Origin of the sequence: Vibrio sp. ECSMB14106 (assembly GCF_000972265.1) — a bacterium.
Classification (GTDB): domain Bacteria; phylum Pseudomonadota; class Gammaproteobacteria; order Enterobacterales; family Vibrionaceae; genus Vibrio; species Vibrio kanaloae.
The window spans coordinates 81,499-106,724 of record NZ_LAUM01000004.1 but is presented as its reverse complement, the minus strand read 5'-3'; the positions used below and the strand labels follow the sequence as shown (position 1 = coordinate 106,724).

Sequence of the window (25,226 nt, the reverse complement as noted above, 5' to 3'; positions counted from 1 at the left end):
CCTCAATATACATTACCCGCTTTAATACTCCTCACCGGCTCTACGAAAAGTGAGTTGGCGATGAGTATTAAGCAAGCAATAGGAATAGGGTTGTCGAGTTAGAGTGGGTAGATAAGTGCGTTCAATCTCTTTGCTTCGGAAAGGCTCTCAAGGCCAAGTCCTCCAACCAAAGCACTGCCATTTACGGTAATGATTTGCTTGTTCATTCCAGCAGGAGTCGCCGCGAGCATAGGGAGTGATTTCAGGATGGCATCTGCACCGCCCATTTTTTGGTAGCTACGACCACTCACCAAAATGATATCAGGTTGCATTTCGACCAGTGATTCCATCGACAATGGTTTGTAAGACGTCAGGATTTTAGCCGCAGGGTTTACACCACCAGCTAATTCAATGATCGTATTTGGTGATGTTTCACCACCGGCAACGTTCGCATTACGGCCTTCATGCAGTAGTAGGAACAGAACTTTTTTTGCTTCGTTGCTGGGGATTTGGTTTTCTTTTAGTGCCGCAATCTTCTGATTTACTTCTGCTTTAATTTGTTCTGATTGATCTTCGGTATGGGTAATCTTGGCGATTTGATCGATACGCTTTAATAGCCCTTCAACGTTTGCTTCGGTGTTAACAATCTCGACATCGACACCTGCAGACCTCAGTTGAGAAATCGCATTGTCTGGCCCCATTTCATCTGAGCCAATCAGTGTGGTTGGTTCAAGAGCTAGCAAGCCTTCAGCAGACAGGTTTCTGTGGTAGCCAATCTGTGGTAGATTTTCGGACTGAGGGAAGCGACTGGTCACATCAATACCTACCAATTGTTTTTCAGCGCCAAGCGCTAAAACTAGTTCTGTAATGGCACTGCCTGCACTGATGATTCGAGGTTGTTCAACGTCATTTGCCATCGCAATTGGCGCGGTCAAGGCCAAGCTCATAGCGGCAGCTGAAAGGAGATGTCTCTTGGTCTTTAATTTGTTGAGCACGTTTAAGTTGTTCATAATAATTTCTTTATGTTTTCTTTTAGTATCGCGAAGATACTCAGTGAGCAGTCCGTTCGCATTGTGAGTTCGAATCGATAGAGTGGTTTAGCTCTGGCTATTTAGTCTCATCAATCAAGAGTCAAATCTCGTGAAAATTGAGTGTTGTCTAACCATCATCAGTCAGTAATTGGGTCGCAGCTATTCCGTTTTCTTGCAGGAACGACAGTAACTTAACTAGGTTCTCAACGTTGGCGGCCTTATCGGCGCCAATGGTGATCGGCTTTTTATTTGTTGACCCCGTCTCTTCTAGCAATGCAATTTTGAAGTTTTCCCAGTCGATATATTCTTGGCCGTTAATCCCCCAATAAGGTTCGTGGTCTAAAATATTGACGTTAATCGAATCTTTATGGACCTCGGAAACGTTTTTAATATCAGAACTAGGCAGTTCAACTTCTAGTGATTCCAGCTTTACTGATGCCGTAAGCAGTAGAAAAACCATGACGATAAATATGATGTCGAGTAGCGGTGTTAAATCTGGCGCTAAACTCTGTGTGTAAGACGATTGAGGCGTTTTAATCATGCTTGACTCACATTACCAACAGCGACTTTGTTTACTGGCTTGCCTTTAGTATCGTCTGATGGATTTGCTTGAATCGACATGCCTTCTAGCCACACATTCACATAGTTCAGAGTATGTTCTAGTTGAGCGAGCACTCGATCGGCCCAAAGGCCTAATAGCTGTGCGCCGGAAATCGCCGGAAGCGCGATCATCAAGCCTGCTGCAGTGGTTCTCATAGCCAAGCCTAACCCGTCTGCTAGATCGTTTGGCGTAATACTCCCGGTCGTAGCTGCTACACCTTTGAACATTTCAATAAGGCCAAGCACCGTACCAAGCAAGCCAATTAGCGGGCTGATCACGCCAATCAAACCAAGTAGCCTTAAACCTGCGTGCAGCTGGTGGCGTTTTTCTTGTAGCCATATCCCTGCTGCATCTTCACGTAACCCTTTCGAAAAAGAGTGGTGAGCAAGCAACATCGAGACGCCCTTGTATAGCAACGGTCGTTTAGCTGAAATAGACTGAGCGAGAGCTTCGATCTCTTTGCTGTTGGTTGGTGAGATCTGGTTGAGCTCGCGACGAATGGCGCGTTTGCCAACACCAATACTTAGCATCACTTGGAAGATACGCTCAGCGATGATCATTGCGGTAAGGGCTGAACAGATAAGAAGAGGCCAAGTCATTAAGCCCAGCTGTTCTTGTAAATAACTGATTTGTTGCATGATTATTCCAATTTAAAACGAACGGGTAGTTGTACGCGGTGAGCAATCGCTCTACCATTGACAGTGTGAGGTGAAAATTTCCATTGTTTAATGGCGTCTAAAGCGGCGTTGTCGAGTATTAGCAGACCTGATGAATTGATTAATGCTTGTTTAATTTGTTTACCTTCTGCATCTAACCAGACCTCATAGATAGCGACGCCTTCAATACCACGACGTACTGCCTGTCTAGGGTAGTTCGGCGGTGTAGGGCGTTCAGAGAAAGAAGGCTTAGTCACTAGTACCGGCTCTTGGTTTGATACGCCTTGGTTTACTTCCTGAGGTTGGCTCGCAGACTCGTTCATATTCTTATCTACTTTCTTGTCGGCCAGCTTCTCTGGTTGAGTGGCTGGTTGTGGGCGTTTTTTCTTCACGACCTTTTTCTCTGTCACCGGTCTCTTTTGAACCGGCTTTTTCTCGACTTTCTTTTCCACAACCTTTTTCTCTACTTTCTTGGGTTGAGGCTTATTGGTGATCGCTTTTTTCTTTGGTGTAGGTTTGGCTTGCTCTGTCTCAACGGCCTTTGGCTCGACAGGTTTAGGTTCTGCTTGTGAGACCGTTTCTTGGGGTGGTTCTGGTTCAACCGGTTCTGTAACGGTTTTTTTTTGAGCCGGGGAAGGCGTGCTCTTTGGAGTGAAGTTGATCGATACCGTGTTCGATTGGCTACCTGCAGGCATGGCAAATACTTTGGACTCTTGAGCAACAAATAATAGCGCCGCATGAATCACTAACGATGCACCGCTGGCAATAACATATCTAGGAACGTTCACATTCAATCCTTAATCCACTCCAAAATCTGTATCGGATTATTGCTTACAATCTAAATAAGATCAATTATCAATTGCATTATCATTTGCGTCTATCTATGATTCTTTCAGTTTTAGCGAATCGTTTTTCAGACTTTGCTATGTAAGTGTTTAGAGAGGTTATATGAGTCTTGATGTTTATAAGTTGGACGAATCAATTCTAGGTGTGTCGAGCCCTGATCCGCTTCGTTTTGCGTTTACAAAATTCTGGGCAGTAAGCCTCGCTTAATATCGAACCTTTTTAGTTTGTAACTTACGTAAATTACTCGTTTATACGGAAACATATTCAATGACAGATACAACATTAGAACTAACAGAAACTCTAAAACAACGTGTCGCTCGCACTATTGAAGAAGAACCAAAACTGCTTCCTACCGCGGTTGCTGAGAAGTTAGGCGTTTCAGAGGTTGAAGTCGTTGCTGCTTTTCCAAATGACATGGCGGTGATGTTAGATGGTAGCCGTGCTCAGGAGATTCTAGAAGGCCTAGTGGGTTGGGGCCCTGTGACCACAATCATGCATTCATTCGGCTCAATCTTCGAAGTAAAAGCGCCGTTCCCGAAAGGTAAAGTAGCGCGTGGTTATTACAACCTTATGGGCAGAGAAGGCGAGCTCCATGGCCACCTCAAGCTCGACAACATCAAGCACATTGGCTTAGTGAGCAGGGCGTTCATGGGGCGTGAAAGTCACTACTTCGGTTTCTTCAGTGAAACGGGCGAGAACATTTTTAAGATCTACCTAGGCCGTAATGAAAAGCGTGAGCTAATTGCCGACCAAGTTGAACGCTTCAAAACGTTAAAAGAACAAGCTTAAATACAATCAATAGCAAGCTTAAATAAGATTGCCTATTAGCTTAAACAGTACATCAATGCTCGAGAATCGTTGAGTTCGCTAATGAGCGCTCAACCTCGGGCAAAAATAATAAATCAGAGAAAGTGAAGAAAGGAATTACCCATGGAACAGCAAGTAAAACAAGAACGTCTACAAGGTCGTCTAGGTCCAGAAATTAAAGAATTTCGTCAAGAGCGCCGTACACTTCAACTTGCAACGGTTGATGAAGAAGGCCGCCCAAACGTAAGTTACGCCCCTTTCGTTCAGAACCAAGAAGGTTACTTTGTTCTAATTTCTGATATTGCTCGTCATGCTCGTAACTTGAAAGCAAACCCTCAAGTGTCTTTGATGATGATTGAAGACGAAGAGGGCTCGAAGCAGCTTTATGCACGTAAGCGTTTAACGTTTGATGCGCAAGCGAGTGTTGTAGAACGTGAAACCGATCTTTGGACTCAAGTGATCGGCCAAATGCAAGAGCGTTTTGGCGAAATCATCGATGGCTTGAGCCAGCTTCAAGATTTCTCTCTATTCAACCTTAAAGCAGAGAACGGCCTGTTTGTGAAAGGCTTTGGTCAAGCATACCAAGTGTCTGGTGATGATCTGGTGGATTTCGTTCACCTACAAGAAGGCCACAAAAAAGTATCTAACGAGTAATCTCGTTTAACCTATTTCTTAAGAGCCCTCCACAGAGTGAGGGCTTTTTTATGTCTAAAAATCGTCGTTAGCACGTCGAAGAGTTTTGTAATTACTTTGTAAATATATGGAGCGTTGCAAATACAATGGGCGCAGATGTCAGAAAAAGCAGACTAAATCAAAGAGTTTGCTATATTGGCGTCTGATTACTATTTATGTGTAAGGATCACTACGTGAAACCAGTAAGTCGAGATTGGGACGAGTTCTGTTACCCTTTTATTTATGAAGACAGTCCTATCTGTGATTTTGAGATTCTGTCGGACGAACTATGCTGCCGAGTTGGGTTGGTGTTGTCTTTGGAGCTGGAACCACAAGTTCGCGATATCTTGCAACGCCTGCAACCAAACATCTACCACCTTAATGGATCTGTACGTGGGAAATTAGCGATCACTGAATCCGAACTGGTCGAGCTAAAGCAAGATTACCACCGTATCCGTGAGCAGTTAGAAGGTGGTTTCAAAGGTTTTGTATTACCCGGAGGGCATCGAGTGTCAAGCGAGCTTCACTTATGTCGCTGTCAGGCTAAAAAAGTCGTGCGAGCATTGGTGAGTATTGAGCATCATGAAAGTAAAAAGTCACCAGATCCGGTTCTTTTTAAATACGCTAACTTAGTCGCGAACACTCTCTATGCATTGGCCTCTTTTACCAATCATGTCAATGAAGTTGAAGAAGTGGAGTTTGTGAGTAAGAGTTATTCTATGCCAAAGAAATCTTAAGGAAGAGTTCTACACTGATTCATCTCTAAGCTAAGAAGCTAAACCATTAAGCATGATGCTAGGTTTAGCTTCTAAAGTCGCGCTTAAGCGGGTGTAGAGGCGTCGTTTAAGACTTTTGCTCCGCGTAGCATCGCTTCGATTAATTCGCCCGCGTTGAACTTCTCAAGTGCTTCATGTGCACCCACCTGATTGGCTCGGTCAACACAGATTTCACTTGATAGTGAGGTATGCAAAATACAGTAGGCATGACTTAGGGCGTTGTCATTTTGAACTTCAAACGCAAGCTCGTAGCCATCTAACCCTGGCATCTCAATATCACTCACTAATAGATCAATCGCGTTGCCTGCGTTGGCTTGGTTGCGCATCAAGTCAATAGCATCTAAGCCGTTGTTACAAATGCTGTAAGGGATGTTGATACTATCTAAGGCATCAGATAACTGTTTTCGCGCGATCAAAGAATCATCAACCAATAAGATATTCAGCGCTTTGAGGCGTTCCCTTTCAACATCGGTAAGCATCGGAACATGCGCATTCTCGTAATGTGGGTAGATTTTAGAAAGCAATAACTCCACATCGAGCATCTGAACAATACGATCTTCAAAGCGTGTAATGCCGGTAACGAAAACATTGCGCCCAACGCTCGCTGGTGGTGATTCAATGCTCTTCCAATCACATTCAATTATTTTATCAATCGAACGAACCAAAAATGCGACTACCGTCCTCAAACAATCGGTGACGATGAGTACACAGCTTTGGTATTCAGTGGGTGCTATTGGACGAAAACCTATTGCTGCTGACATATCAATGACAGGTACGGTAAGTTCTCTGATGGTCACTGTGCCGATGACGTGATGGTGAGAATAAGGAATTTGAGTCATCGGCTGAAAAGGCACGATTTCTCTTACCTTAAGCGTGCCAATAGCAAAACTCTGAGTTAGGGATAATTTGAACATCAACATTCCCTGTGACTGGCTAGCTTTACTGATCGGTTTCGCCATAAGTGGCTCCTGCTTTACTACGTACTTAGTTTATAAGGAATAATCTAAAGGGAAATAAGGGTGGCGGCAAGTCGCTATGCGGTTTTTAGGTGCTTTAACGCTGCTGTTTTCGGTTATAGAGTGAAGAATGGCAGTTCTTGGGGTAAAATCATGAAAAATGCTCGCTGTCGATAGTTTTATGTCGACAAGTCGGTAGCGTTAAACAGATATACAACCGTCAGTGGTTGGTGGTTATTTGAATAATTAATGGTTCGAAAAATCGAGTGTTGAAGTAATCGTCTCATACAAACTGACAGTAACAAATTGAGAATTATCATGGCAAGAACAGCAGCAGCGCTTCATATTTTGGTGAAGCATAAAGAACAAGCAGAAGACATCATTAAACAGCTTAAAAAAGGTGCTAAATTTCAAACACTAGCGAAGAAGCACTCAACATGTCCATCTGGCAAAAAGGGCGGCGACCTAGGCGAGTTCAAGAAAGGTCAAATGGTGCCTCAGTTTGATAAGGTTTGTTTCTCTGGCGAGACGCTTGTACCACATCTTGTAAAAACAAAATTCGGTTGGCACGTTGTAAAGGTTCTCTACAGAACCTAGTGTAAGATATGTGTTTGATGGAATAAAAGGAGCGTATATACGCTCCTTTTTTGTGACTGTTTGGTGCACTTAAAAGCACAATGGCTGAGCGTTCATCCCTGACGTTATACGATAATTGGGGCTACGCCCTCGCCTATCCACCGTGACTAATTGGTAAGAGGATGAGGGGTTTTAATGAGTAAGTCATATAATAAATGCCATTCTTAAGGAAATTTAAGCAGCTTTGCCTTTTTAGTTTTTGTCTTTATCTAGAAAGCTGTAACTGAGTTTGGTAGGAGAACAACATGGAGAGTTCAGCTATGTTAAGCAATCCAGCGACAGATGTCATATTGCATGCTTTTGACTGGTGCTATGCTGACGTAATGAAGAACGCCCCACAGATCCAAGAGTTGGGTTATAAATCTGTTTTAGTTTCACCGGCAATGAAGTCGTTACGTAGCCCTAAAGGCTGCGACAGAGAGTCTGGCACTCAATGGTGGCAACGCTATCAGCCACAAGATTATCGTGTGATCGATAATCAGTTGGGTGACACACAAGATTTTAAAGCGATGGTTGATGCGTTAAAGCAGCATGGGCTTCGTACCTATGTGGACGTAGTGTTCAACCACATGGCAAACGAATCTGGTATCCGCAGTGACTTAACGTATCCTAATCTTCAAGATATGGCGTCTTACCAAAAAGACGCCGAATATTACGAATCAATACGCTTGTTTGGTGATCTTTCTAAGCCTTTATTTGATGAAAACGACTTCGTGGAAGCGTTTGGTATCAAAAACTGGAAAGATACGTGGGAAGTGCAGAATGGGCGTATTACTGGCGGAGCCAGCGATCCTGGCTTACCAACGTTGTTAGTCAACGACAATGTGGTTGCACAGCAGCGAGCGTATCTAAAAGCCTTGAAAGAGATAGGTGTGAAAGGTTTTCGTATCGATGCGGCAAAGCACATGACACTTTCCCATCTGTGTAGGGTGTGGACCGATGATATCTGCGAAGGAATGCACATCTTTGGTGAAATCATTACTGATGGTGGTGCGACCCAAGAAGAGTATGAGCTATTCCTTGAACCATACCTGAAGCACACTCGCTTAGGCGCTTACGATTTCCCTTTATTCAATACCATCTTCAAAGCCTTTGAAGAGCAGGGCAGCTTTAAGTCTCTGATCAATCCTTACTGTTTTGGTCAGGCGCTATCGAATATGCGAGCCATCACTTTTGCTGTGACTCATGATATCCCAAACAACGAAGTGTTTTTGGAATATGTGATGGATGAAGTTGACGAACGCTTGGCTCACGCCTTTATTCTTGGTCGAGATGGCGGTGTGCCGCTTGTCTATAGCGAATTAAGTACCAGTGGCATTCTGGATCAGAATGGTCAGCCTCGTTGGTTTAATGACTGGCGAGCGCCATATATGAGAAGTATGATTCAATTCCACAACCATGTTCATGGCGAAACGATGCGTGTGGTTGAAGCGAATGATGACTTGTTGGTATTTGTCCGTGGTGATAAAGGCATTGTTGTGATTAATAAATCTAAGCGAAGTAAAACAGCATCACTGACTTGGACTGGTGCAGTGACCGATTTGTTATCTGGTGAAGTGTTCGAGTGCGTTGGCAAGGATTTAACCATTAAGATTGAACCTAACCAGTGCATGATGTTGACAACTAACTAGGTCGAGCCTGTTATGATACCAATCGTAGTAAATAACTGGTCATCCTAGCTTGTTAAAACGCTCGATAACTTCGTTATAAATTTTGATTGTAGAATAACTACTTATCGGAACTCTTTGTCGAATAGAGCCGCCTTGTTCTCAAGCCTTTTTCCTGCGCTATTTATGATCATTTACTTACTGTGGTTGGTATGAGTTAAGCCCAATCGGTAAGATAAGATTGAAAAGAAAGCCCCGCTACTGGTAATCAGTAAGCGGGGCTTTTTATTTGAAGCTGTTTATTGGTTACTAAGCAAAGCGTTAGTTAAACTGACAGGCGATTAAACCGTGAACTTGTTCAATAGTTCATCCTGTGCTTGAACATTGTCAGTTTGTACCTGCATTGCCGTGTTTGCTTCTTGAGCCGCGTTTGATACTTGCGTTGAAAGGTCTTTGATCTTAACGGTGTTGTTGTTGATCTCTTCCGCGACCAAGCTCTGTTCTTCTGCTGCCGAAGCAATCTGAATATTCATATCAGAAATACGTTGAATTGCGTCACGGATGCGGTCAAGTGAAGAATTCGCTTGTTGAGCGCGTTCAACGGCGTCAGTCGCCGTATCTTTACTCTGATTCATCGCGTTAGATACTGAGCTTGCACCAGCTTGGAGCTGCTCAATCATGTTGCGAATTTCAGTCGTCGACTGTTGGGTACGTTGCGCCAGAGTACGAACTTCGTCGGCTACGACAGCGAAACCACGACCTGATTCACCAGCACGTGCGGCTTCAATCGCTGCGTTCAATGCCAGCAGGTTCGTTTGGTCTGCAATGTCGTTGATGACTTTAAGAATTGTTTCGATGTTCGCGGTTGCTGATTCAAGTACCTGTACTTCTGCAACGGCTTGGTCGATACGAGCTGATAAGTTATCAATCGCTTGAGTGGTGTCACTGACTACAGAAGTTCCGTCTAACGTTGCTTCATCTGCTTCACGAGCCGCCGCCGCCGCGCCTTGAGCGTTGTTTGCTACTTCTGTCGCGGTAACCGCCATTTCGTTCATTGCTGTTGCTAGCTGTTCCAGCTCTTGCAGTTGAGTGTTCATTGCGTTTGCTGATTCGCCCGCACCTTTAACCGTGATTTCAGTACCACGCTTAATCTCGATACCAATCGCTTTCGATTGAATTATTTGGTTCTGCAGATTTTCAGTAAAGGTATTGAAACCTTTTGCTAGGTCAGAAAACTCTTTATCTGTATTCGTATCTAGGCGTTTGGTTAAGTCACCTTGTCCGCTTGCGACATCTTGAATCGCGTGGTTAAGTGCATCAAGTGGGCGCATTAACACACGTATTAGAATCGTCAGTGCGATGATACTGAGAATTACCGCTATCAACGAATAGATCATCGAGCTGTTCTTGAGATCTGCAACGGCTTGGTAAGCGATCTCTTCATCAAGAATTGCGCCAATATACCAATCTTCACTTGGGATGTGCGTGAAGTTCACTAGGAACATTTTGCCGTCGACTTCAATTTCTTGAGAGCCTTCGCGAATGTTAGCTTGTGGCATGTAGCTCGAGAGCGTTTCACCGTTGTTTTTAGCATTCGGATGGGCAATTGTCGTGCCGTCGGCTGTGACCAGGAATAGGTAGCCCGCATCAAACAAGTTCACTTGGTTTACTAAAGTAGCAAGGTTGGTCAATTCTAGGTCGTAGAACATACCAGCAGTGAAGCGGCCGTTGTCTTTAACTGGCGTACCCACTGAGATAATGACTTTCTTACTTGATGCATCCACATAAGGCGCGGTAACAACTAAACTGTTTTTGGATTTAGCATCAATGTACCAAGGGCGAATTCGTGGGTCGTAATCAGGGCCGGCGTCCCAACCGTCATCATTTTCAATGACGAAACCGTTTGCTTCATAACCAAAACCAACCGCAAGGAAACTGTTTTTAAGTTTAGGCTTTTCTAAGATTTCTTTTACGTAGGTACGATCTTGAGGGTTGATTTCGATGACTTCAGTCGTCGATTGCGCCAACGCTTTCTTGGCGTTCATCTCTGAGACTACGGTATTCCTGACTCCAGAGACCATTTCTTCTAGGCTCGCATTGACGTGGTTTTCTACAGCACTTCTTACGGTGTAAAGTTGTTGTATTGAAAGCAATGATACTGTTACTAGCAGCAAGGCTGATGATGCAGCAACCACCTTATGGCTAAATTTCATTGAATATTCCCCTTCTCACAGGCTTTGCGAAGACTAAAGTTAATCGTGTTTTTCTAATTATATATATCGACGAAACTGAAATTTACTTGAATGTAAATTCACAAAATAGACTACAAAAATATAACAATTCACACAGCATGAAAATCATTCAATCAAAACATCGTTATTTTTATTATTCTATTCAATGATTTAAAGCTCAGTTCAGCCTGAGTTAGTTAACTTGAGTATTTATTAGTTAGACGTTTATGCGTGTGATTTTTTATTAAGAAAATAGGAAATGAGTCAATTCATATGAAATTAAATGATATGCCAGTTTTATATTTTGATAAGATTTAAAATGGGGATATGAATATATTCAGTAAAAAAAGCCTCACAAAAATGAGGCTTTACAAAACTGTGTCTTTACTGATTTACATCAGTAGTCTCTAATTTAGAATATTAAATGAGCTACACCAGCGATAATTGGAAGCGTAATTAACGTACGTAAAATAAAGATAATAAACAGTTCTAAGATGTTCACTGGAATCTTACTTCCGAGAAGCAGAGCGCCCACTTCAGACATGTAAATCAGTTGAGTGACTGACATAGCGGCAATAACAAAGCGAGTCATTTCATTGTCAATAGAAGCGGCAAGGATTGCTGGAATGAACATGTCCGCAAAACCAACGACGATAGTTTCAGACGCTGCTACCGCTTCTGGTACACCAAGTAGATCTAAGAATGGAATGAAAGGCTGACCTAGGATTGAGAACACAGACGTGTATTCCGCAATTACCAATGCCATGGTACCGAGACCCATAACAACAGGTAATACACCAAATACCATATCTACGGCGTTACGCACACCTTCAGAAAATACTGACTTAGCAGACTTAACCTGTGATGCCTTATTTACCGCTAACTCAAAACCCCAAGAGAATGTTGAGTGGCCAGCAGGGATCGCGTCAGCATCTTTGTTCGGCTTGCTACCATCAATGAAAGTATCTTTCTTCATGCTTAGTGGTGGAAGGCGAGGGATGATAACAGCTGCCACAATGCCAGCTAAACAGATCGCTGCGTAGAAAGGCAGGAATAGGTGTTCTAGCTCTACTTGTGCAATAACCACAAGGCTGAATGTAATAGATACTGCTGAGAAAGTGGTACCAACAACTGCTGCTTCACGTTGAGTATAGAATCTCTGCTCGTATTGTTTACTTGTCAGCAGAATACCAACACTACCGTCTCCTAACCAAGAAGCCATACAATCGATAGCACTGCGGCCCGGTAGGTTGAAGATCGGACGCATTACTTTACTTAGCAAGGTACCAAAAAGTTCTAATAGACCAAAGTTCAGTAGTAGGGGCAGTAGTAAACCAGCAAAGATAAATACGGAGAAAAGTGTTGGAAGCAGGCCCTCTAAGACTAGGCCGCCCGTATTTTCTTCCCAAATAATTTCGGGACCTATTTGGAAAAAAGTCATCAGCGCTGCAGCACCACCAATGAGGCGAACCGACAGCCATAAAGGAGAGGGGTTGAACAGACCGTTTAAAAATGAACTGGATGTAATGAATGTAGGCTTGAAAATCGTGCTCAATACTGAAGTGACAGACATAAAAGCAACGATCGCAGTGATAATAGAGACTAGATATTCACCGAAAACCGCTTGGATTGATTTCGCCAAGATAGCGACAGGGATGGTGAGATCACCTTGATAGCTGATTGGCGCCATGAAAAGGAATAAACCAATCAATGATGGGATTAAGAAAACCCAGAAACTGCCTTTAGATTTCTCTGTTGGATCAGTATTCGTGTTGTTAGACATGTTATTGTTCTCGAATTTCTACACGTAAAAAAGCCACATCCTTGGCATTTTTATCCACTAAACATCCGTATTTTCTTATAGGATGCAAGACTACCCAGTATTAATATCGCTTGCAATACTATTCATCAAATATCGCTAAATATTCAGGATGCTTATTCTGCGACTCTGCGTTACTTTGGAATAAAGTGTTGTGAATGTTACGTATCTTGAGGATATATTTCCAGATATTTATTAGTTAACTGGGGCTTCAGTTCGATAAGTTAAATAGAGCCAGTAGCTAAACGCAATAATAAAGGCAAAAGAGGCAGGGAAAGCCAGGGCTAATATTTCGAAGTGTTGGAATAAGCAAGCGCCAGTTAAGCCACCAAATAGAAAACCGACGACGATGAACATCAGCAGTTTGGCTTTACGGCGATCAAAGGGCATACCTTTTAGGCGAGCGCCAATCATGATTCCAAGATCGGTAATGATTCCGCTCATGTGCGTAGTACGAATGATTGCGCCACTATAGGTGGTGATCATCGCATTCTGTAAACCACATGCGGCTGAAGCGAAGTATTGGCCAGAGGTGTAGCCTTGTAATAGTGCCCAAAGTGCCAAAAACAGCAGCCCACCTTCAATACACAGTGCGACACCGTAGCGGCGTCCTAGCTTCAGAGCTTGGTTTTCAATAAAGAACCCGCTGAAAGCAGCGCCTAACATAAAGCTCATAATCACCAATAAAAGGTGCACGGAAGCCGAAGTTGGAGTGAGCAGGCTGCTGCCTAGTAAAGACATGGTGCCCGAAACATGGGATATGGCTTGATGTTGGAAGCCAAGTAATCCAATAGAATTAACGCTACCGGCAAGGCCTGCTAAGAGTAAGGCACCGTATTCAACCCAACGAGGTAGCTTAGAAATCATGTGGTTCACTCCGGGTTAAATAGAGGAACAAGATTATAACGCTCGCAAAAAGATACGCTAGTGTTGTAGGGCATTCATGTTTGATCTTAGGCAACAGTATTGCAGTTTGTTTCGATGAAGCATTGTTATAATGCGGACTGTCGCTACTAAGATACTGTAGCTATTACGCAGCCTGTCGCTCAAAAGAAGTTTGTCGTTATAAAAAGTGCACCGTTATATAAAGACAAAGATAAGGATAAAGATCAGTTACAAGCTAGTTGTAATGGCTCATTTGGTGCTCAAACTTAACCCAGCCGTATTTACGTTCTTCATAAACGGAAAAGCTAGGAAGTGGAAAATCTTGTTCTTTAAATAGCCCGAGTGGGACGACATAAAAATCGACGGCGGCAACGGATTGTAAAAGCATGGTGGTGCCACACTGAGGGCAAAATTGATAAGTGACTTCACTGCCCGTATCGCTGATGCGTGAAAAATAGGTCACTTCTCCGCTCAGTGTGACCTGTTCAATTGGGAACCGAGCTTGAACGCCGAACACACTTCCAGTACGTTTCTGACACTCATAGCAATGACATACAGAGGTTCGCTGGGGCTCACCTCGGCATACTAGGTTGACTGCTCCACAGCGGCATTCACAACTTCTGATATTTCTATCTTTAATATGCTTGATATCCATCTATGTTTCACTTCTGGTTAACCCTGTATTGATAATTATACTAAAGCCCTTTATGGTCTGCACAACTGGATGAAAACAAAAGAATACAATTGCTCATGAAAAAGAAAATCTTACCTATACCTCTGATTTTACTGATTCCTATCGTCATGTTAGTTGTGGTCATATTGGCGGGTGTTTATCGCTTTAGTTTAAGTGATGAAGAGATTTTGGCGAAGTTTCCTTCTTCACAAGTCAGTTATGACCCAGTGGTTGAAACCGTTTTTGATTTGAAGACCACTAACCCATGGACAATTAAAGTTCCAGAAACCAACGCATACGCCTTTATTAATGAAGTCGACGCGCCAAAAGCAATCGCGTTTGGTCGTTATGACTCTGGTGTTGAGCGCGGTGTAGCAACCGTCGATACAAAAAGCCTGGCAGCCGTGACGCTAGGCGAAGCGAATTTCTTTGTTGCACCTATGTGGATATCGAATCAAGGCAGCGGCGTATTCTATTACCTTGGCCTCTTTAAGCATGACCAGCAACGAAGCCGTGTGGTGTTGGTTGACCAACTTTTCTTGGGTGATCGCGTGAAAATTCAGACTTTAGATGTTGCCCAACAGTCAGATTCAAAATCACAGAATAAACTCACAGGGCAAGGTTTTATCGGTTTTACTCAACATTCTGCGGAACAATCATTTGCAGAAACCCCTTCTGAAAAGGTGTTAATGAGTTTTTCTTTTGATACACAATCAATTGGTAAGTAGTAACATTTTTGCGAGCACAAGGATGTGTTGTTTATGTGAGTCAAATTACATATTATCTTAATAGATTGAATGAAATTTAGACATTCTTTGTGTCTGCTTACTTTTACAAATGGAGCTTGCGAATGATTAGTAAACGTTTTTTTAAGACGAAAGACGAAGTTGAAGTGACCTTTGAGCTAGAAGCTCAAGAAGCGAACTCAGTATTCATCGTTGCTGACTTTCTTGATTGGAAAGCCACGCCAATGAAAAAAATGGCGAAAGGGAAAGTGTACAAATTCAAAACTCGCCTACCTAAAGATGGCGAGTTTCAATTTCGCTACTTAGTTGATGGCCAACAATGGGTGAATGACGTGAATGCTGACCGTTATATCCCTAACGAATTTGGTCAAGACAACTGTTTGGTATCGACGATTCCAGCCTAATTTCTGGACACTTATTGTAAGCATAAGGCTGTGTTTTTCGGTTCAAATCGTTTTACTTTAATAGTGAGAAGGGATTGGTGAGTTAAGGTCGCGATTTGCTTAATAACAGCAATTAATGCGCGGTGTTTATTAATTGTTCGATACAAAATAACGTAGATAAATAAAAAGCAGTAGCTAGCCGTTTCTGCTTTTTTATTTCTCAATTTAGCTGTTAATTTTATTTATAGTGAAACGATTTTTCACTTTTTATAACTCAATGACTTAGCGGGATAGAGCAAGATTCGCATCATATTATTGCAATGTATTGATGATTTATGCGTCCGAAAAGCATATCCTATGCTTTTATATCGTAGAAAGACTTGTTTACCGTGTATTCAAAAATATTTCCCTCTCCGTTTGCTGAGCTTTCACCTGTAAAAAAAGTAGCTATTTTAGGACTGCCACTTATTGCAGCGATTGGTGTTGCTCTGCAATCGTCACAATCGGATCTGACGAAAACGATCGATCTTGATTTACCCGACTCAACCGTTATTGAGTCTATTCTGTCACCTTCTTCTGTTGCTGTTGTTATTGAGCCGCCGACGTTTGAGTATCAAATTCAAACGGGTGATAACTTGAGTAGCATCTTCAATCAGCTTGGATTTTCTTATAAATCTATGATGAGCGTGATGGAGACCGATTTGAACTTTCTTGCGTTGGACACGCTTCGCCCAGGTAACACATTGCGCTTTTGGCGTGATGAGGCAACAGGCGAGCTTTCCAAAATGGAGCTTAAATTTAGCGTTGCTGACAAAGTTGTTTATCGACGACTTGAAGATGGCAACTATGAATTCGAAGATATCTCTATTCCTGGTGACTGGAAGCAAAAGCCTCTAGTGGGTAATATTCAAGGCAGTTTCTCTATGTCGGCAAATAAAGCTGGCCTGAACAGTATCGAGATTGACCATATTGTTACTCTGCTTAAGGATAAGCTGAATTTTAGCCGAGATTTACGTGCAGGCGATCAATTTGAAGTGCTTCAGAAAGCACAATTTGTAGATGGTGTTGCTACCGGAAAACGTGAAATTGAAGCCATTAAGATCATGAATCGTAATCGTGTGGTGTCTGCGTATTTACATATCGACGGACAATATTATGATGCTAATGGTGATAGCTTACAACGCGCGTTCCAACGTTACCCTGTGAGCAGTGGTTGGCGTCAAAGTTCTCAATTTAACCCTAAGCGCTTGCACCCAGTGACTGGTCGAGTTTCACCACATAACGGTACGGATTTCGCGACGCCAATTGGTACGCCAGTTCAAGCAACGGGTGATGGCAAAGTGGTGATGACTCGTAAGCATCCATACGCGGGTAACTACGTGGTTATTCAACACAGCAGCACTTACAAAACGCGCTATTTACATTTGAGCAAGATCCTCGTTCGTAAAGGGCAAACGGTATCTCGTGGTCAGCGTATTGGTTTGTCCGGTAAAACTGGTCGAGTGACTGGCCCGCACCTACATTACGAATTGATCGAACGCGGTCGTCCTGTCGACGCGATGAGAGCGAATATCCCGATGGCCAATTCTGTACCTCAAAAAGAAAAAGCAACGTTTGTGGCCGCTAGAGATGAGGTAGATAAGTTATTAAAGAAAGCTCTGGAAACTCAGTCTAACAATAGTTAACTGATGTACTTCTTTGTATTCCCAAAAGCCACGAATTCTTTACTAAATATGTAAGTATCTAGTAATGCTTCGTGGCTTTTTGAGCTTTGGATAAGGTATGGCTCTGGCCTAGCTTTTTAGGTCATGAGAGATTCTGAGTGAATAACATAACTGATGATAGCTTCTGGTCGCATAGGTGGTGAGTAGAGGTACCCTTGGATCTTGTCACATCCCATGGCGTGCAATTTTTCTAGTTGCTCACGTTTCTCAACGCCCTCTGCAACTAATGACAAATCAAGCCTATGAGCCAATTGAATAATCAGCCAAACAACACTCTCAGATGTCGAATTCGTTAGCAGGTTTCGAATAAAGGTTGCATCAATTTTGATGCAATCGATAGGGTAACTGTGGATGTAATTCAAACTCGAGTAACCAGTACCGAAATCGTCTAACGCGATCGAAAAGCCTTGCTCTCGTAGATAGTTGAGTGCCGATTTTGTCTCTTTGGTGGGAGATAGCAGCACCGTTTCAGTTAGCTCGATAACAAACTCATTTGCTTTAAAGTTATGTCGCTCAATGGTTCGAGTGAGATAGGAGATGTAACGCTTGGAATCGCTAAGCTCATGAGCCGAACAGTTTATCCCAAGCTTAATTTTATAGCCTAACCCCTTTTCTAATGTTGTTTTTGCGCGACAAACCAGATCGATAATATGTTCACCCAGTTCAACAATAAGACCAGACTCTTCTGCGACTTTGATGAACTCCATTGGCGATACATTGCCATGCTTAGCCGTTTTCCAACGAGTGAGTACCTCGAAGTATTCCCATTGCTTTTCACTTTGACCAACGATTGGCTGCACAACCACGTACATTTCATTGTCATTTCCATTCGGTGTAAAGCTAGGTGAAGTTGCACTTTCAAGTTCATTTCGTAAAGCCGCAACCAACTCCGTTTTTCTTTGGTAGCGAGATATTAGATGGGTGTCATAACATTGAATGTGAGTATCTTGTCTTTGCTTGCACTCTTTTAGAGCCAAACTGGTGTTAAAAATTATTTGTTCTACGTCTTTGTTGCTCCCTTCCGAGCGAGCAATACCAATGCTGATGTCGAAAGCGACTTTCATATCGACGCTATTGTAACCCTTTTTTATTTTGGCCAATATCTGCTCACAGATAAAAATAGGGTCTGAATGGTAGGTAATGAAGGCAAATTCGTTTCCTGCCGTCCGGAAAGTCAGATTGTTCTCGGGTATGGTTCGGCGTAAGGTCTCTGCTACGTACTGAAGCACTTTATCGCCAATATAATTACCGTGCATATCATTAATGGCTTTGAAACTATTTACGTCGAGCAAGGCTAATGTGAATGGGGTGCTTCTCTGTTGAGTAATCGATTCCAAAGTGTCCGATAAGCAACTTCGGTTTAGTAACCCAGTTAAGCTATCGTGTGATACTTCATAACTGAGTTGATTGACCAGTTGCTCAGAACGCTCGTTGAACCATATTTCCCTTAGTGTGTGGATGACGATGTTTGCGAAAAGTTGATGGTGTTTAATCACGTTTTGCAACTGATTCGGGTTAAGAGGAGAAGTAAACGTAGAAAACAGCACACCCATGACCTCGCCACTCTGAGTTCGAGTAGGGATTGCAATTGAGTTCTGTGAGGTGATTTCCTGCTTAAATGCCGATGTAGGCAACGACTGAATGATATATTGAGCGAATGAACAGTCTGGGTGCTGTTGATGGACAGCTTGTTGGTAGATGTGACCGTGACGTGCGTTGATTTTATCATGTAGTACATGGTCCGAATGGGCTATAACCAAAAGGAACCATCTGATCTGGAAAGTACTTTTTCTCAATGATGGTGGTGTATTGAGTGCCGAACATTTGGTGCAAAATGAGCACGGCCGACTCTAGAAGGTCGATGCCTTCTAATTTAAGTAAACGACCAATGCGTTCTGCATCTATCATGCTGTTATGCGTATGTTGAGTCATAGTCACCATCCGTAGTTAACCAGAACCTATTTGTAAGCTGTATATGTGCATACTTGTATAATATTTATGCGTCTAGTTTATTATTGGCCGTGTTGTATAACTTTTCAAATTTAAATGTGATTTATTTCACAGAGCCAGAGTACTGCGCTCTTTGTCTAATCGATCTTTCAGATGGTCCAAAAACAGCTTGGTTCGTGTATGTGAGTAATCAAGCTTAGGGTAGTAAGCGTAAACCATCACTTCATCAGCCGTGATATTTGGCAATACTGGAACTAATGTCCCTTGCTTGAGCTCTTCTTTTATCATTGCGTTAATGGTCAGAAGTATTCCCATTCCTCGTTTGGCGGCATGAAAAAGTGCTTCTGGGTTGGTGGTTGCAAAGTTCCCGTTCAAGGTAACCCTTTGGCCTTTGGTTAGCGTTACTTCTCTAATCGGGCGCTCACCCCAGATCAATGAGTTATGCCGTTCTAAATCCTGCTCGCAGGTAGGGTGACCATGTTTTGTTAGATAGTCGGGTGATGCATAAAAGCTGGCTTTGTGTTCGAAAAGCGGGGTTTTCTTAAAGCTTAATGAATTGAGTTGTTCCAGCTCACGACTGATCACGAGATCCAAGCCTAGTTCAGGTAATTGACCCGGAGTCGTGGTGATAAGTTGTACTCTTATGTCTGGATATTTCTCCAAAAAATCATCTAAGTACTGAACTAAGAATTTAGAACCAACCGCAATGGTAGCCCCAACTTTTAATAGGCCAGCAGGGGTTTGGTTAACCGAGCGAGTTTCATCAATAATGGACTGCCAACTATCGAGCTGATCTTTCGCTCGTTGATAGAAAAGTGCACCGGCCTCGGTTTGGCTGATAGATCGAGTGGTGCGCTTTAAAAGTTGGGTGCCGATGCGCTCTTCTAGCCAGTTTACTCTTTTGCTGATCGCTGAGCTGGTGGTATTGAGTTTGCGCGCCGCGCCATTGAAGCTGCCTTCTTCCACCACTTTTACATAACTTTTTACGTTAAGAATCCAATCCATATTATTTCCTATCTGGACCTAATTAAATTCCAATTTGGTTAATTATCAATTATTGGTTTTGAATGTAAACTTATTTTATGAATGAAAATCGAACGAATAGGGAATTTTTTGAGCCAATTGATCTTTAAAAAAACGCCGTTACTTTTAGCGATGATGATCATTGCTACGGGGCAAGTAGGTGTGAGTATCTACTTGCCAGCACTGCCGTTAATTTCTTCTGACTTAAGTGTTACTCAGGTAGAAGTACAACTACTCGTCACGTTGTTTCTGGTTGGGTTTGGTTTGTCTCAGCTATTTTACGGGCCGATGTCTGATGCGGTAGGAAGAAGGCCTATCTTCTTGTTGGGTCAGGGGGTTTATCTGATTGGTACCGTTGTTTGTTTCGTATTTTCCGACAATATGATGGCGTTGGAAGTCGGCCGGTTACTTCAAGGTTTAGGGGCGGGTAGCGCCTCGGTTCTAGGACGAAGTGTGCTTCGTGATAGCTATGATGGTTCTCAGCTTACCAAAGCGTTGTCTTATATCTCCATTACCGCTTCGATCATGCCAATTATTGCGCCGGTATTTGGTGGTTGGATTTCATTTCATCTCGGTTGGCAGGCGGTGTTCCTGTTCGTTTTATTGTACTTATTAGCGATATTCACGCTGGGTTACTTTGTTCTGCATGAAACTTTGCCATACAGAAAGAGCCGTTTTGATGCCTGCCAGGTGGTGAAGAACTACGGGCACTTGTTGACCAATCGCCAAGTGTTGACCAGTGCCAGTTATAACTGGATGAGCTATATGGCGAGTTTGGTTTCGTTGTCGTTGTTTCCATTCTTAATGCAAGAGCAATTGGGTTTGACTGCGGCCGAATATGGTTCTTTGATGATTGTGCCTTCAGCAGGGTTATTGATTGGGAGCGTTACGTTAAACTTACTTCATCGTAGGTTTAGTACACCGCAGCTGATGAGCCTTGCGATTTTGATTGTTATGGCTTCAGGAAGTTGGTTGCTTACGCATGAGCTAACAATTTTCAATCTAGTATGGTCATTTACTTGGTTGGCGATAGCTCAGGGAATATCGTTCCCGCTTTCTATCAGCATGTTGCTGGAGCCTCATAAAAATCAAGCGGGTGCAGTTTCTGCTCTGTCAGGCTCAATTCAGATGTGTTTGGCAGGTTTATTAGGTGGATACTTGGTTGAAAGTTGGGTGACAAATCACCTGCAACTCGGCGTATTTTACTTGGTCATTGGGACTATTATGGGAGGAGTGCTTTGGTCTTCAGTCAGAATGGACAAGAAATTTGGTGCAACAGAGGTTGAATACAGTTCAACAACGAGCACTCCATAGTTCATCGTTAAAGCGTTGTATTTATGTTGATGGTTTCCTACAATACTTCGGTCCACTTAATAGGTAAAAAACATGCAGCAAAATGAATTTGAAGTACTGGTAAAAGCTATTTGCGCACTAGATGGCCTGCCTCAAGCGCTTGAGCTATTGAAATCTAATGAGGACACTGAAGTCGCTGAGGCTGCCGCATCACTGACTGGTCAATTTGCGCTAGCGGAAGTAGAAGGTGAAAAACGTATTTACCACGTGACGCTTCAAGAAAACGAACAGGGTGAAGAGCAAGAGTACATCGAACATGTTATGAATGAAGGCGATGACTTAATCAAATTTGCAGCTTGGTTCTTTGAAACTATGTTCGAATTAAAGCAAAAAGACACATACCAAATTGCGGGTAAAACTTACAGACAGCCAAAGCGCAGCTAGGTTTCTAAGCAATTAGGTTTCTAGAAAAACTATTTTTAAAGCAGCTCTCTTGAGCTGCTTTTTTTATGGATGTTTAAATGAATATTTTGATTGTAACTTAATGGGTCTGTTACATTAAAGTGTGATCTAAGTCTTGTTTTTGGGCGTTTTAAGTGTAGAATCCGCGAACAATGAAGTTGATTAAGTGCGGAGATAAGCATGAACTACGAACTAGGCAATGTATACCTTGGTCAAATTGCAGCAAAAAACATGATGCACGAAGCGTTATACGGCAAGCCAAAGCCAAAGAAACCATCGTTTTTTAAGCGAATGAAGCAGAAAATGGCTAAATAAGCACTTTCCCAAACGGAATTTTAAAAGGCCTTAAACTCATTGCAGTTTAAGGCCTTTTTCGTTTTAGCTATCGATGACTTTTATGGCTCTGTTTTGTTGTGGATAGGTACAACAAAACATTGTTAGTTAATTATCGGAAGTCTAACTCTCTCTAAGCGAGATCAGCTTGCTGATTGATTAGATAAATCGACAACATTGTTTGGAATGGAATTTAGACCATTTTCTTTCATCCATGCTTCCAAGTTGTCTGCACCGCCGATGTATTTCCCATCAAGCCAAATCTGAGGGACCGTAACTGGTGTTTTATTACCAATGTGCGCTTTCACCTCTGGGATCATACGATATAGAGCGGCGCTGTCTTTTACGACATCGTGGTATTGGTATTCAACCCCCGCTTCATCAAGCATTTTCTTTGCCTTAACGCAGAATGGACAGGTCGCTTTGCCATAAACGATGTTGCCTTTTAGGTTGTCTCGTTTGGTCCACTCTTTGATTACTGACTGAACTAGCACGCCACGATTAAGAGCTTCACCTTGGCTGACGACCTTACCTTCAACGACAAGGATAGGCGCATGCCAAGAACCGAGTTTTAGCGGTTCCCACCAGTGAGATAACCAATCTTTCACTTCTAGTTCGACATCGACATCGGCCAATTCATTCTCAAAAGTATCCTTTAGAATGTCTTTGGTAAGGGTACATTCTCCACATGGGATGTTTACTTTAAATGGCCCCCAGCTGCCTGCCCAACGGTATAGTGTAATCTTGACTGGTTTCTTCATGGTTACGATCTCGCTTAAAATTCTCTTATCAATATAGAACGGACTGTAGACGTATTTATTTCATTGGCCTTAAATTTTATTAACTTTCGCCGGCTTTTTTGTTTCCCAGTGAGTAATAAACGCAACAGATGCAATAATAATTGCTGCCCCTAACCATAAGCGGCCTGGTGGAACCCAGCTGAATACCAGCCAGCCAGCCAGTACATTGAGTGGTAATTTTGCATGATCAAACGGTTGAACAAAAGAAGCGTCAGCGACGGAATATGCTTTTACAATCGCCCATTGAGCCAGGGCCGTCATAACACCGATAACGATTAAGATAACCCAAATGGTCCCACCGCTTGGCGTTTGCCAATCAGGCACGGCCAACAAGATGTTAAATGGCGTGATCAATAGCAAAAGGTAAACCACCATAGTTGAAGGACTGTCTTGTGAGGAGAGCTTTTTCACCATCAGTGAATAGCATGCCCAAAAGAAAGCCGCGCCAACCGGTAGTAACGTTGCCCAACTAAAATCTTCGGACCATGGTTCGAGAATAACCATAGCACCGGCGAAGCCTGCCAAGGTTGCGCCCCAACGAGCTGCGCCCACTTTCTCTTTGAGGAAAAGCCCAGAACCTATGGTTGCAAACAATGGCGAAGTCATGAGAAGAGCAATACCTTGCCAAATAGGTACAGGATAAGCTAACGCCCATATCCAAAGCTGAATACCGATAACCGATAAAAAAACACGAAATACATGCAGTTTGAGGTTATCGGTTCTGAGCGCGCGACGAATGCCTAACGTTTTTAAGTAAGGAAGAATGGCGAACAACGCGATGGCGTATTGAATGACGGCGACGGTGGTAGAAGTCAGTCCGAAGTGAATACTCGCGATTTGGGTCAGGCTATTAATCACGGCAAAGGCTAAACCAGCGGTTAGCATCCAGCTAGCGCCTTGGATCGGATGGTGTTGTGACATGATGTTTCTAATTGTTTGATATGGTTGGTCGTATGATACGGATTTAACACCACGAAACCAGAAAAAGCATTGCTGAAGTTGGTTAGAATATTTGAATAACAAAAAAGGTTGAGCAAATGCTCAACCTTTCTATTTATAGCTAAAGTAAATCTAGATTAGAAGTCGTAACGTACACCTAGACGAAGTGTATCTTCGCCTTGAGTGGTTAGGCCTGTCGTCGCATCTTTCACTTCGTCTAAGTTGTTTAGTTGGTAAGCAATGTATGTGCGAATTGATTTGTTGAATTTGTAAGTACCCGTTAACTCGAAGAAGTCAGCGGTATCTACGGTTACGTTTTGAGACGCATCTTCTTCTTGTTTTTGGTAAAGAGCTGCGAGTTCAAACTGACTGGTTAGTTTGTACTTCGCGGCAACTTCTACACCAGAGAATTCAGTGTTAGCCTTGTCGTCAAGGTCGCCCATCGTATAAGTTGCACCTAAGTACAGGGCATCCAATTTATAGTTAATACCAGCGATTACAGCCGTTGCTGAACCATTTCCAGCCCCGTTGTCATTGCCTGAATAACCAAGGCCAAAACCTAACCCCATAGGTAGAGTGTAAATACCAGAGACACCGTAACCGTTTGTATCTTTGTCTTCACCAGCAATTAAACTTCCTTTTAAAGAAAGAGCATCAGCATCGTAAGCATATACAAACGTGTTGTTGACTTGCTCGTCGCCGGCATTAATGAAGGCTTTTTGATCACCAGAGAAAATGGTAACGTCCGACATTTCTGAAATTTGAGCTGCTGCTGTATCTTGGCGACCTACTGATACTGCACCGAAGTCACCTTCAAAGCCCGCATACATATAACGTTGCTTAAAGTTATCGGTTTCATCATTGTCAGCTGAGGAGTTTACGCTTTGTTCTGCTTCGTAGAAGCCAAAGCCAGATAAGCTATCGTTGATTTCTGTATTACCACCAACATTTAAGCGAACACGGCTCTTGTTTTTCATTGAACCGTCTATTTCAGCACCACCTGAACCGATGAAATCACCACGGAATTCTGCACGACCGCCAATTTTAAGTTCAGTACCATCAGAGCTGTAAACGGTTGCTGCTAGAGATGAACCTGAAACTAGTGCCGCTACCACTGCAGAAGCTAGAACTGCCTTTTTCATAATCACTTACCTTATATTTTAAATATCCGCGAGCAATGTGCCCTTCGTGTCGATATGAAGCTAATTTAGAGCAGATAAATTAAGCTTTCATTTCTATAGAATTACATTTTCGTGAATGAGGAACTTTTTAAGTGTTGATTTTATTGCACTTTTACTTCAATTGGTTGAGTGGTTTGTAAATAGACATACAAGCTTGAAGTTTTGCAACCGTCTCTTTGAAGGGCTTACTTTGAAATATGTGAGAATAATATGAACG

At 42.7% G+C, this 25,226-nt stretch carries 24 protein-coding genes and 1 pseudogene; 11 read left to right on the top strand and 14 right to left on the bottom strand.

Annotated features, from left to right (window positions below):
• Positions 1 to 98: 98 nt before the first annotated feature.
• The 4 genes from WR49_RS03945 to WR49_RS03930 form a co-directional block, all read right to left on the bottom strand.
• Positions 99 to 989 (bottom strand): heme/hemin ABC transporter substrate-binding protein, encoded by an 891-nt coding sequence (locus tag WR49_RS03945; protein WP_046223140.1) that lies wholly within the window; start codon positions 987 to 989, stop codon positions 99 to 101.
• Between the two features lie 148 nt (positions 990 to 1,137).
• Positions 1,138 to 1,551, bottom strand: a complete 414-nt coding sequence (locus tag WR49_RS03940) for an ExbD/TolR family protein (RefSeq protein WP_046223139.1) — start codon at positions 1,549 to 1,551, stop codon at positions 1,138 to 1,140.
• Complete coding sequence (locus WR49_RS03935; protein WP_046223138.1) at positions 1,548 to 2,249, bottom strand: MotA/TolQ/ExbB proton channel family protein; 702 nt, start codon at positions 2,247 to 2,249, stop codon at positions 1,548 to 1,550. The genes WR49_RS03940 and WR49_RS03935 overlap by 4 nt, the downstream gene beginning before the upstream one ends.
• Positions 2,250 to 2,251: 2 nt before the next feature.
• Positions 2,252 to 3,055, bottom strand: coding sequence for an energy transducer TonB (locus tag WR49_RS03930; protein WP_017057963.1), 804 nt, complete (start codon positions 3,053 to 3,055; stop codon positions 2,252 to 2,254).
• 325 nt (positions 3,056 to 3,380) lie between these two features.
• On the opposite strand from WR49_RS03930, the gene hutX reads away from it, so the two are divergent.
• From hutX to WR49_RS03915, 3 genes are all read left to right on the top strand, one after another.
• Entirely contained in the window at positions 3,381 to 3,902 is a 522-nt protein-coding gene (gene hutX, locus WR49_RS03925) for a heme utilization cystosolic carrier protein HutX (protein ID WP_046223137.1), read from the top strand.
• 141 nt (positions 3,903 to 4,043) lie between these two features.
• Entirely contained in the window at positions 4,044 to 4,574 is a 531-nt protein-coding gene (hutZ, locus tag WR49_RS03920) for a heme utilization protein HutZ (protein ID WP_017057965.1), read from the top strand.
• A 212-nt stretch (positions 4,575 to 4,786) separates the two neighbouring features.
• On the top strand, positions 4,787 to 5,329 hold the full coding sequence (locus WR49_RS03915; protein WP_046223136.1) for an ATP:cob(I)alamin adenosyltransferase: 543 nt from the start codon (positions 4,787 to 4,789) through the stop codon (positions 5,327 to 5,329).
• 83 nt (positions 5,330 to 5,412) lie between these two features.
• Here the strand turns inward: WR49_RS03915 and WR49_RS03910 are convergent, their stop codons facing one another.
• Positions 5,413 to 6,327, bottom strand: coding sequence for a chemotaxis protein (locus WR49_RS03910; RefSeq protein ID WP_046223135.1), 915 nt, complete (start codon positions 6,325 to 6,327; stop codon positions 5,413 to 5,415).
• A 282-nt stretch (positions 6,328 to 6,609) separates the two neighbouring features.
• Between WR49_RS03910 and ppiC the strand changes: the two genes are divergently transcribed.
• The gene (ppiC, locus tag WR49_RS03905) at positions 6,610 to 6,921 is read left to right on the top strand and encodes a peptidylprolyl isomerase PpiC (protein ID WP_261383044.1); all 312 of its coding nucleotides are present in this window, start codon (positions 6,610 to 6,612) and stop codon (positions 6,919 to 6,921) included.
• Positions 6,922 to 7,205: 284 nt separating this feature from the next.
• Entirely contained in the window at positions 7,206 to 8,591 is a 1,386-nt protein-coding gene (locus WR49_RS03900; protein WP_046223134.1) for an alpha-amylase family glycosyl hydrolase, read from the top strand.
• 317 nt (positions 8,592 to 8,908) lie between these two features.
• Here the strand turns inward: WR49_RS03900 and WR49_RS03895 are convergent, their stop codons facing one another.
• From WR49_RS03895 to WR49_RS03880, 4 genes are all read right to left on the bottom strand, one after another.
• Positions 8,909 to 10,780 carry a methyl-accepting chemotaxis protein gene (locus WR49_RS03895; RefSeq protein WP_046223133.1) on the bottom strand — a complete coding sequence of 624 codons (1,872 nt, stop codon included), beginning with the start codon at positions 10,778 to 10,780 and terminating at the stop codon, positions 8,909 to 8,911.
• A gap of 430 nt (positions 10,781 to 11,210) precedes the next feature.
• Positions 11,211 to 12,581 carry a YjiH family protein gene (locus tag WR49_RS03890; RefSeq protein ID WP_046223132.1) on the bottom strand — a complete coding sequence of 457 codons (1,371 nt, stop codon included), beginning with the start codon at positions 12,579 to 12,581 and terminating at the stop codon, positions 11,211 to 11,213.
• Between the two features lie 231 nt (positions 12,582 to 12,812).
• A complete protein-coding gene (locus WR49_RS03885) occupies positions 12,813 to 13,484 on the bottom strand; it encodes a YoaK family protein (RefSeq protein ID WP_017057972.1) in 672 nt (223 codons plus the stop codon).
• A 253-nt stretch (positions 13,485 to 13,737) separates the two neighbouring features.
• A complete protein-coding gene (locus WR49_RS03880; protein ID WP_029627212.1) occupies positions 13,738 to 14,157 on the bottom strand; it encodes a GFA family protein in 420 nt (139 codons plus the stop codon).
• Positions 14,158 to 14,252: 95 nt separating this feature from the next.
• Here WR49_RS03880 and WR49_RS03875 point away from each other — a divergent pair, with 95 nt between their 5' ends.
• The 3 genes from WR49_RS03875 to WR49_RS03865 all read left to right on the top strand — a co-directional run bounded on the left by WR49_RS03875 (position 14,253) and on the right by WR49_RS03865 (position 16,989).
• Positions 14,253 to 14,903, top strand: coding sequence for a hypothetical protein (locus WR49_RS03875; protein WP_046223131.1), 651 nt, complete (start codon positions 14,253 to 14,255; stop codon positions 14,901 to 14,903).
• 122 nt (positions 14,904 to 15,025) lie between these two features.
• Positions 15,026 to 15,325: an isoamylase early set domain-containing protein gene (locus WR49_RS03870; protein WP_046223130.1), complete on the top strand. Its 300-nt coding sequence runs from the start codon at positions 15,026 to 15,028 to the stop codon at positions 15,323 to 15,325.
• 368 nt (positions 15,326 to 15,693) lie between these two features.
• Positions 15,694 to 16,989: a peptidoglycan DD-metalloendopeptidase family protein gene (locus WR49_RS03865; RefSeq protein WP_046223129.1), complete on the top strand. Its 1,296-nt coding sequence runs from the start codon at positions 15,694 to 15,696 to the stop codon at positions 16,987 to 16,989.
• A 116-nt stretch (positions 16,990 to 17,105) separates the two neighbouring features.
• On the opposite strand, the pseudogene WR49_RS03860 reads toward WR49_RS03865, so the two are convergent.
• Positions 17,106 to 18,960 (bottom strand): annotated as a pseudogene (locus WR49_RS03860) (putative bifunctional diguanylate cyclase/phosphodiesterase).
• A 126-nt stretch (positions 18,961 to 19,086) separates the two neighbouring features.
• Positions 19,087 to 19,983, bottom strand: a complete 897-nt coding sequence (locus WR49_RS03855) for a LysR family transcriptional regulator (RefSeq protein WP_017057978.1) — start codon at positions 19,981 to 19,983, stop codon at positions 19,087 to 19,089.
• Between the two features lie 108 nt (positions 19,984 to 20,091).
• On the opposite strand from WR49_RS03855, the gene WR49_RS03850 reads away from it, so the two are divergent.
• From WR49_RS03850 to WR49_RS21690, 3 genes are all read left to right on the top strand, one after another.
• The gene (locus WR49_RS03850; RefSeq protein WP_046223128.1) at positions 20,092 to 21,315 is read left to right on the top strand and encodes a multidrug effflux MFS transporter; all 1,224 of its coding nucleotides are present in this window, start codon (positions 20,092 to 20,094) and stop codon (positions 21,313 to 21,315) included.
• A gap of 72 nt (positions 21,316 to 21,387) precedes the next feature.
• Positions 21,388 to 21,738, top strand: coding sequence for a hypothetical protein (locus WR49_RS03845; protein ID WP_017057980.1), 351 nt, complete (start codon positions 21,388 to 21,390; stop codon positions 21,736 to 21,738).
• A gap of 198 nt (positions 21,739 to 21,936) precedes the next feature.
• The gene (locus WR49_RS21690) at positions 21,937 to 22,071 is read left to right on the top strand and encodes a hypothetical protein (protein WP_017057981.1); all 135 of its coding nucleotides are present in this window, start codon (positions 21,937 to 21,939) and stop codon (positions 22,069 to 22,071) included.
• A gap of 161 nt (positions 22,072 to 22,232) precedes the next feature.
• Here the strand turns inward: WR49_RS21690 and WR49_RS03840 are convergent, their stop codons facing one another.
• From WR49_RS03840 to WR49_RS03830, 3 genes are all read right to left on the bottom strand, one after another.
• Positions 22,233 to 22,850: a glutaredoxin domain-containing protein gene (locus WR49_RS03840; RefSeq protein ID WP_046223127.1), complete on the bottom strand. Its 618-nt coding sequence runs from the start codon at positions 22,848 to 22,850 to the stop codon at positions 22,233 to 22,235.
• Positions 22,851 to 22,919: 69 nt separating this feature from the next.
• Positions 22,920 to 23,810 (bottom strand): DMT family transporter, encoded by an 891-nt coding sequence (locus tag WR49_RS03835; protein WP_046223126.1) that lies wholly within the window; start codon positions 23,808 to 23,810, stop codon positions 22,920 to 22,922.
• Between the two features lie 155 nt (positions 23,811 to 23,965).
• Complete coding sequence (locus WR49_RS03830; protein ID WP_017057984.1) at positions 23,966 to 24,970, bottom strand: porin; 1,005 nt, start codon at positions 24,968 to 24,970, stop codon at positions 23,966 to 23,968.
• Positions 24,971 to 25,226 lie beyond the last annotated feature (256 nt).

Coding starts and splice junctions, on each gene's coding strand:
- WR49_RS03900 (WP_046223134.1), top strand. CDS start 7,206: ATGGAGAGTTCAGCTATGTTAAGCAATCCAGCGACAGATGTCATATTG.
- WR49_RS21690 (WP_017057981.1), top strand. CDS start 21,937: ATGAACTACGAACTAGGCAATGTATACCTTGGTCAAATTGCAGCAAAA.
- WR49_RS03830 (WP_017057984.1), bottom strand. CDS start 24,970: ATGAAAAAGGCAGTTCTAGCTTCTGCAGTGGTAGCGGCACTAGTTTCA.
- hutX (WP_046223137.1), top strand. CDS start 3,381: ATGACAGATACAACATTAGAACTAACAGAAACTCTAAAACAACGTGTC.
- WR49_RS03870 (WP_046223130.1), top strand. CDS start 15,026: ATGATTAGTAAACGTTTTTTTAAGACGAAAGACGAAGTTGAAGTGACC.
- WR49_RS03890 (WP_046223132.1), bottom strand. CDS start 12,581: ATGTCTAACAACACGAATACTGATCCAACAGAGAAATCTAAAGGCAGT.
- WR49_RS03885 (WP_017057972.1), bottom strand. CDS start 13,484: ATGATTTCTAAGCTACCTCGTTGGGTTGAATACGGTGCCTTACTCTTA.
- WR49_RS03875 (WP_046223131.1), top strand. CDS start 14,253: ATGAAAAAGAAAATCTTACCTATACCTCTGATTTTACTGATTCCTATC.
- WR49_RS03845 (WP_017057980.1), top strand. CDS start 21,388: ATGCAGCAAAATGAATTTGAAGTACTGGTAAAAGCTATTTGCGCACTA.
- WR49_RS03910 (WP_046223135.1), bottom strand. CDS start 6,327: ATGGCGAAACCGATCAGTAAAGCTAGCCAGTCACAGGGAATGTTGATG.
- WR49_RS03945 (WP_046223140.1), bottom strand. CDS start 989: ATGAACAACTTAAACGTGCTCAACAAATTAAAGACCAAGAGACATCTC.
- WR49_RS03935 (WP_046223138.1), bottom strand. CDS start 2,249: ATGCAACAAATCAGTTATTTACAAGAACAGCTGGGCTTAATGACTTGG.
- WR49_RS03855 (WP_017057978.1), bottom strand. CDS start 19,983: ATGGATTGGATTCTTAACGTAAAAAGTTATGTAAAAGTGGTGGAAGAA.
- WR49_RS03880 (WP_029627212.1), bottom strand. CDS start 14,157: ATGGATATCAAGCATATTAAAGATAGAAATATCAGAAGTTGTGAATGC.
- hutZ (WP_017057965.1), top strand. CDS start 4,044: ATGGAACAGCAAGTAAAACAAGAACGTCTACAAGGTCGTCTAGGTCCA.
- WR49_RS03940 (WP_046223139.1), bottom strand. CDS start 1,551: ATGATTAAAACGCCTCAATCGTCTTACACACAGAGTTTAGCGCCAGAT.
- WR49_RS03835 (WP_046223126.1), bottom strand. CDS start 23,810: ATGTCACAACACCATCCGATCCAAGGCGCTAGCTGGATGCTAACCGCT.
- WR49_RS03840 (WP_046223127.1), bottom strand. CDS start 22,850: ATGAAGAAACCAGTCAAGATTACACTATACCGTTGGGCAGGCAGCTGG.
- WR49_RS03895 (WP_046223133.1), bottom strand. CDS start 10,780: ATGAAATTTAGCCATAAGGTGGTTGCTGCATCATCAGCCTTGCTGCTA.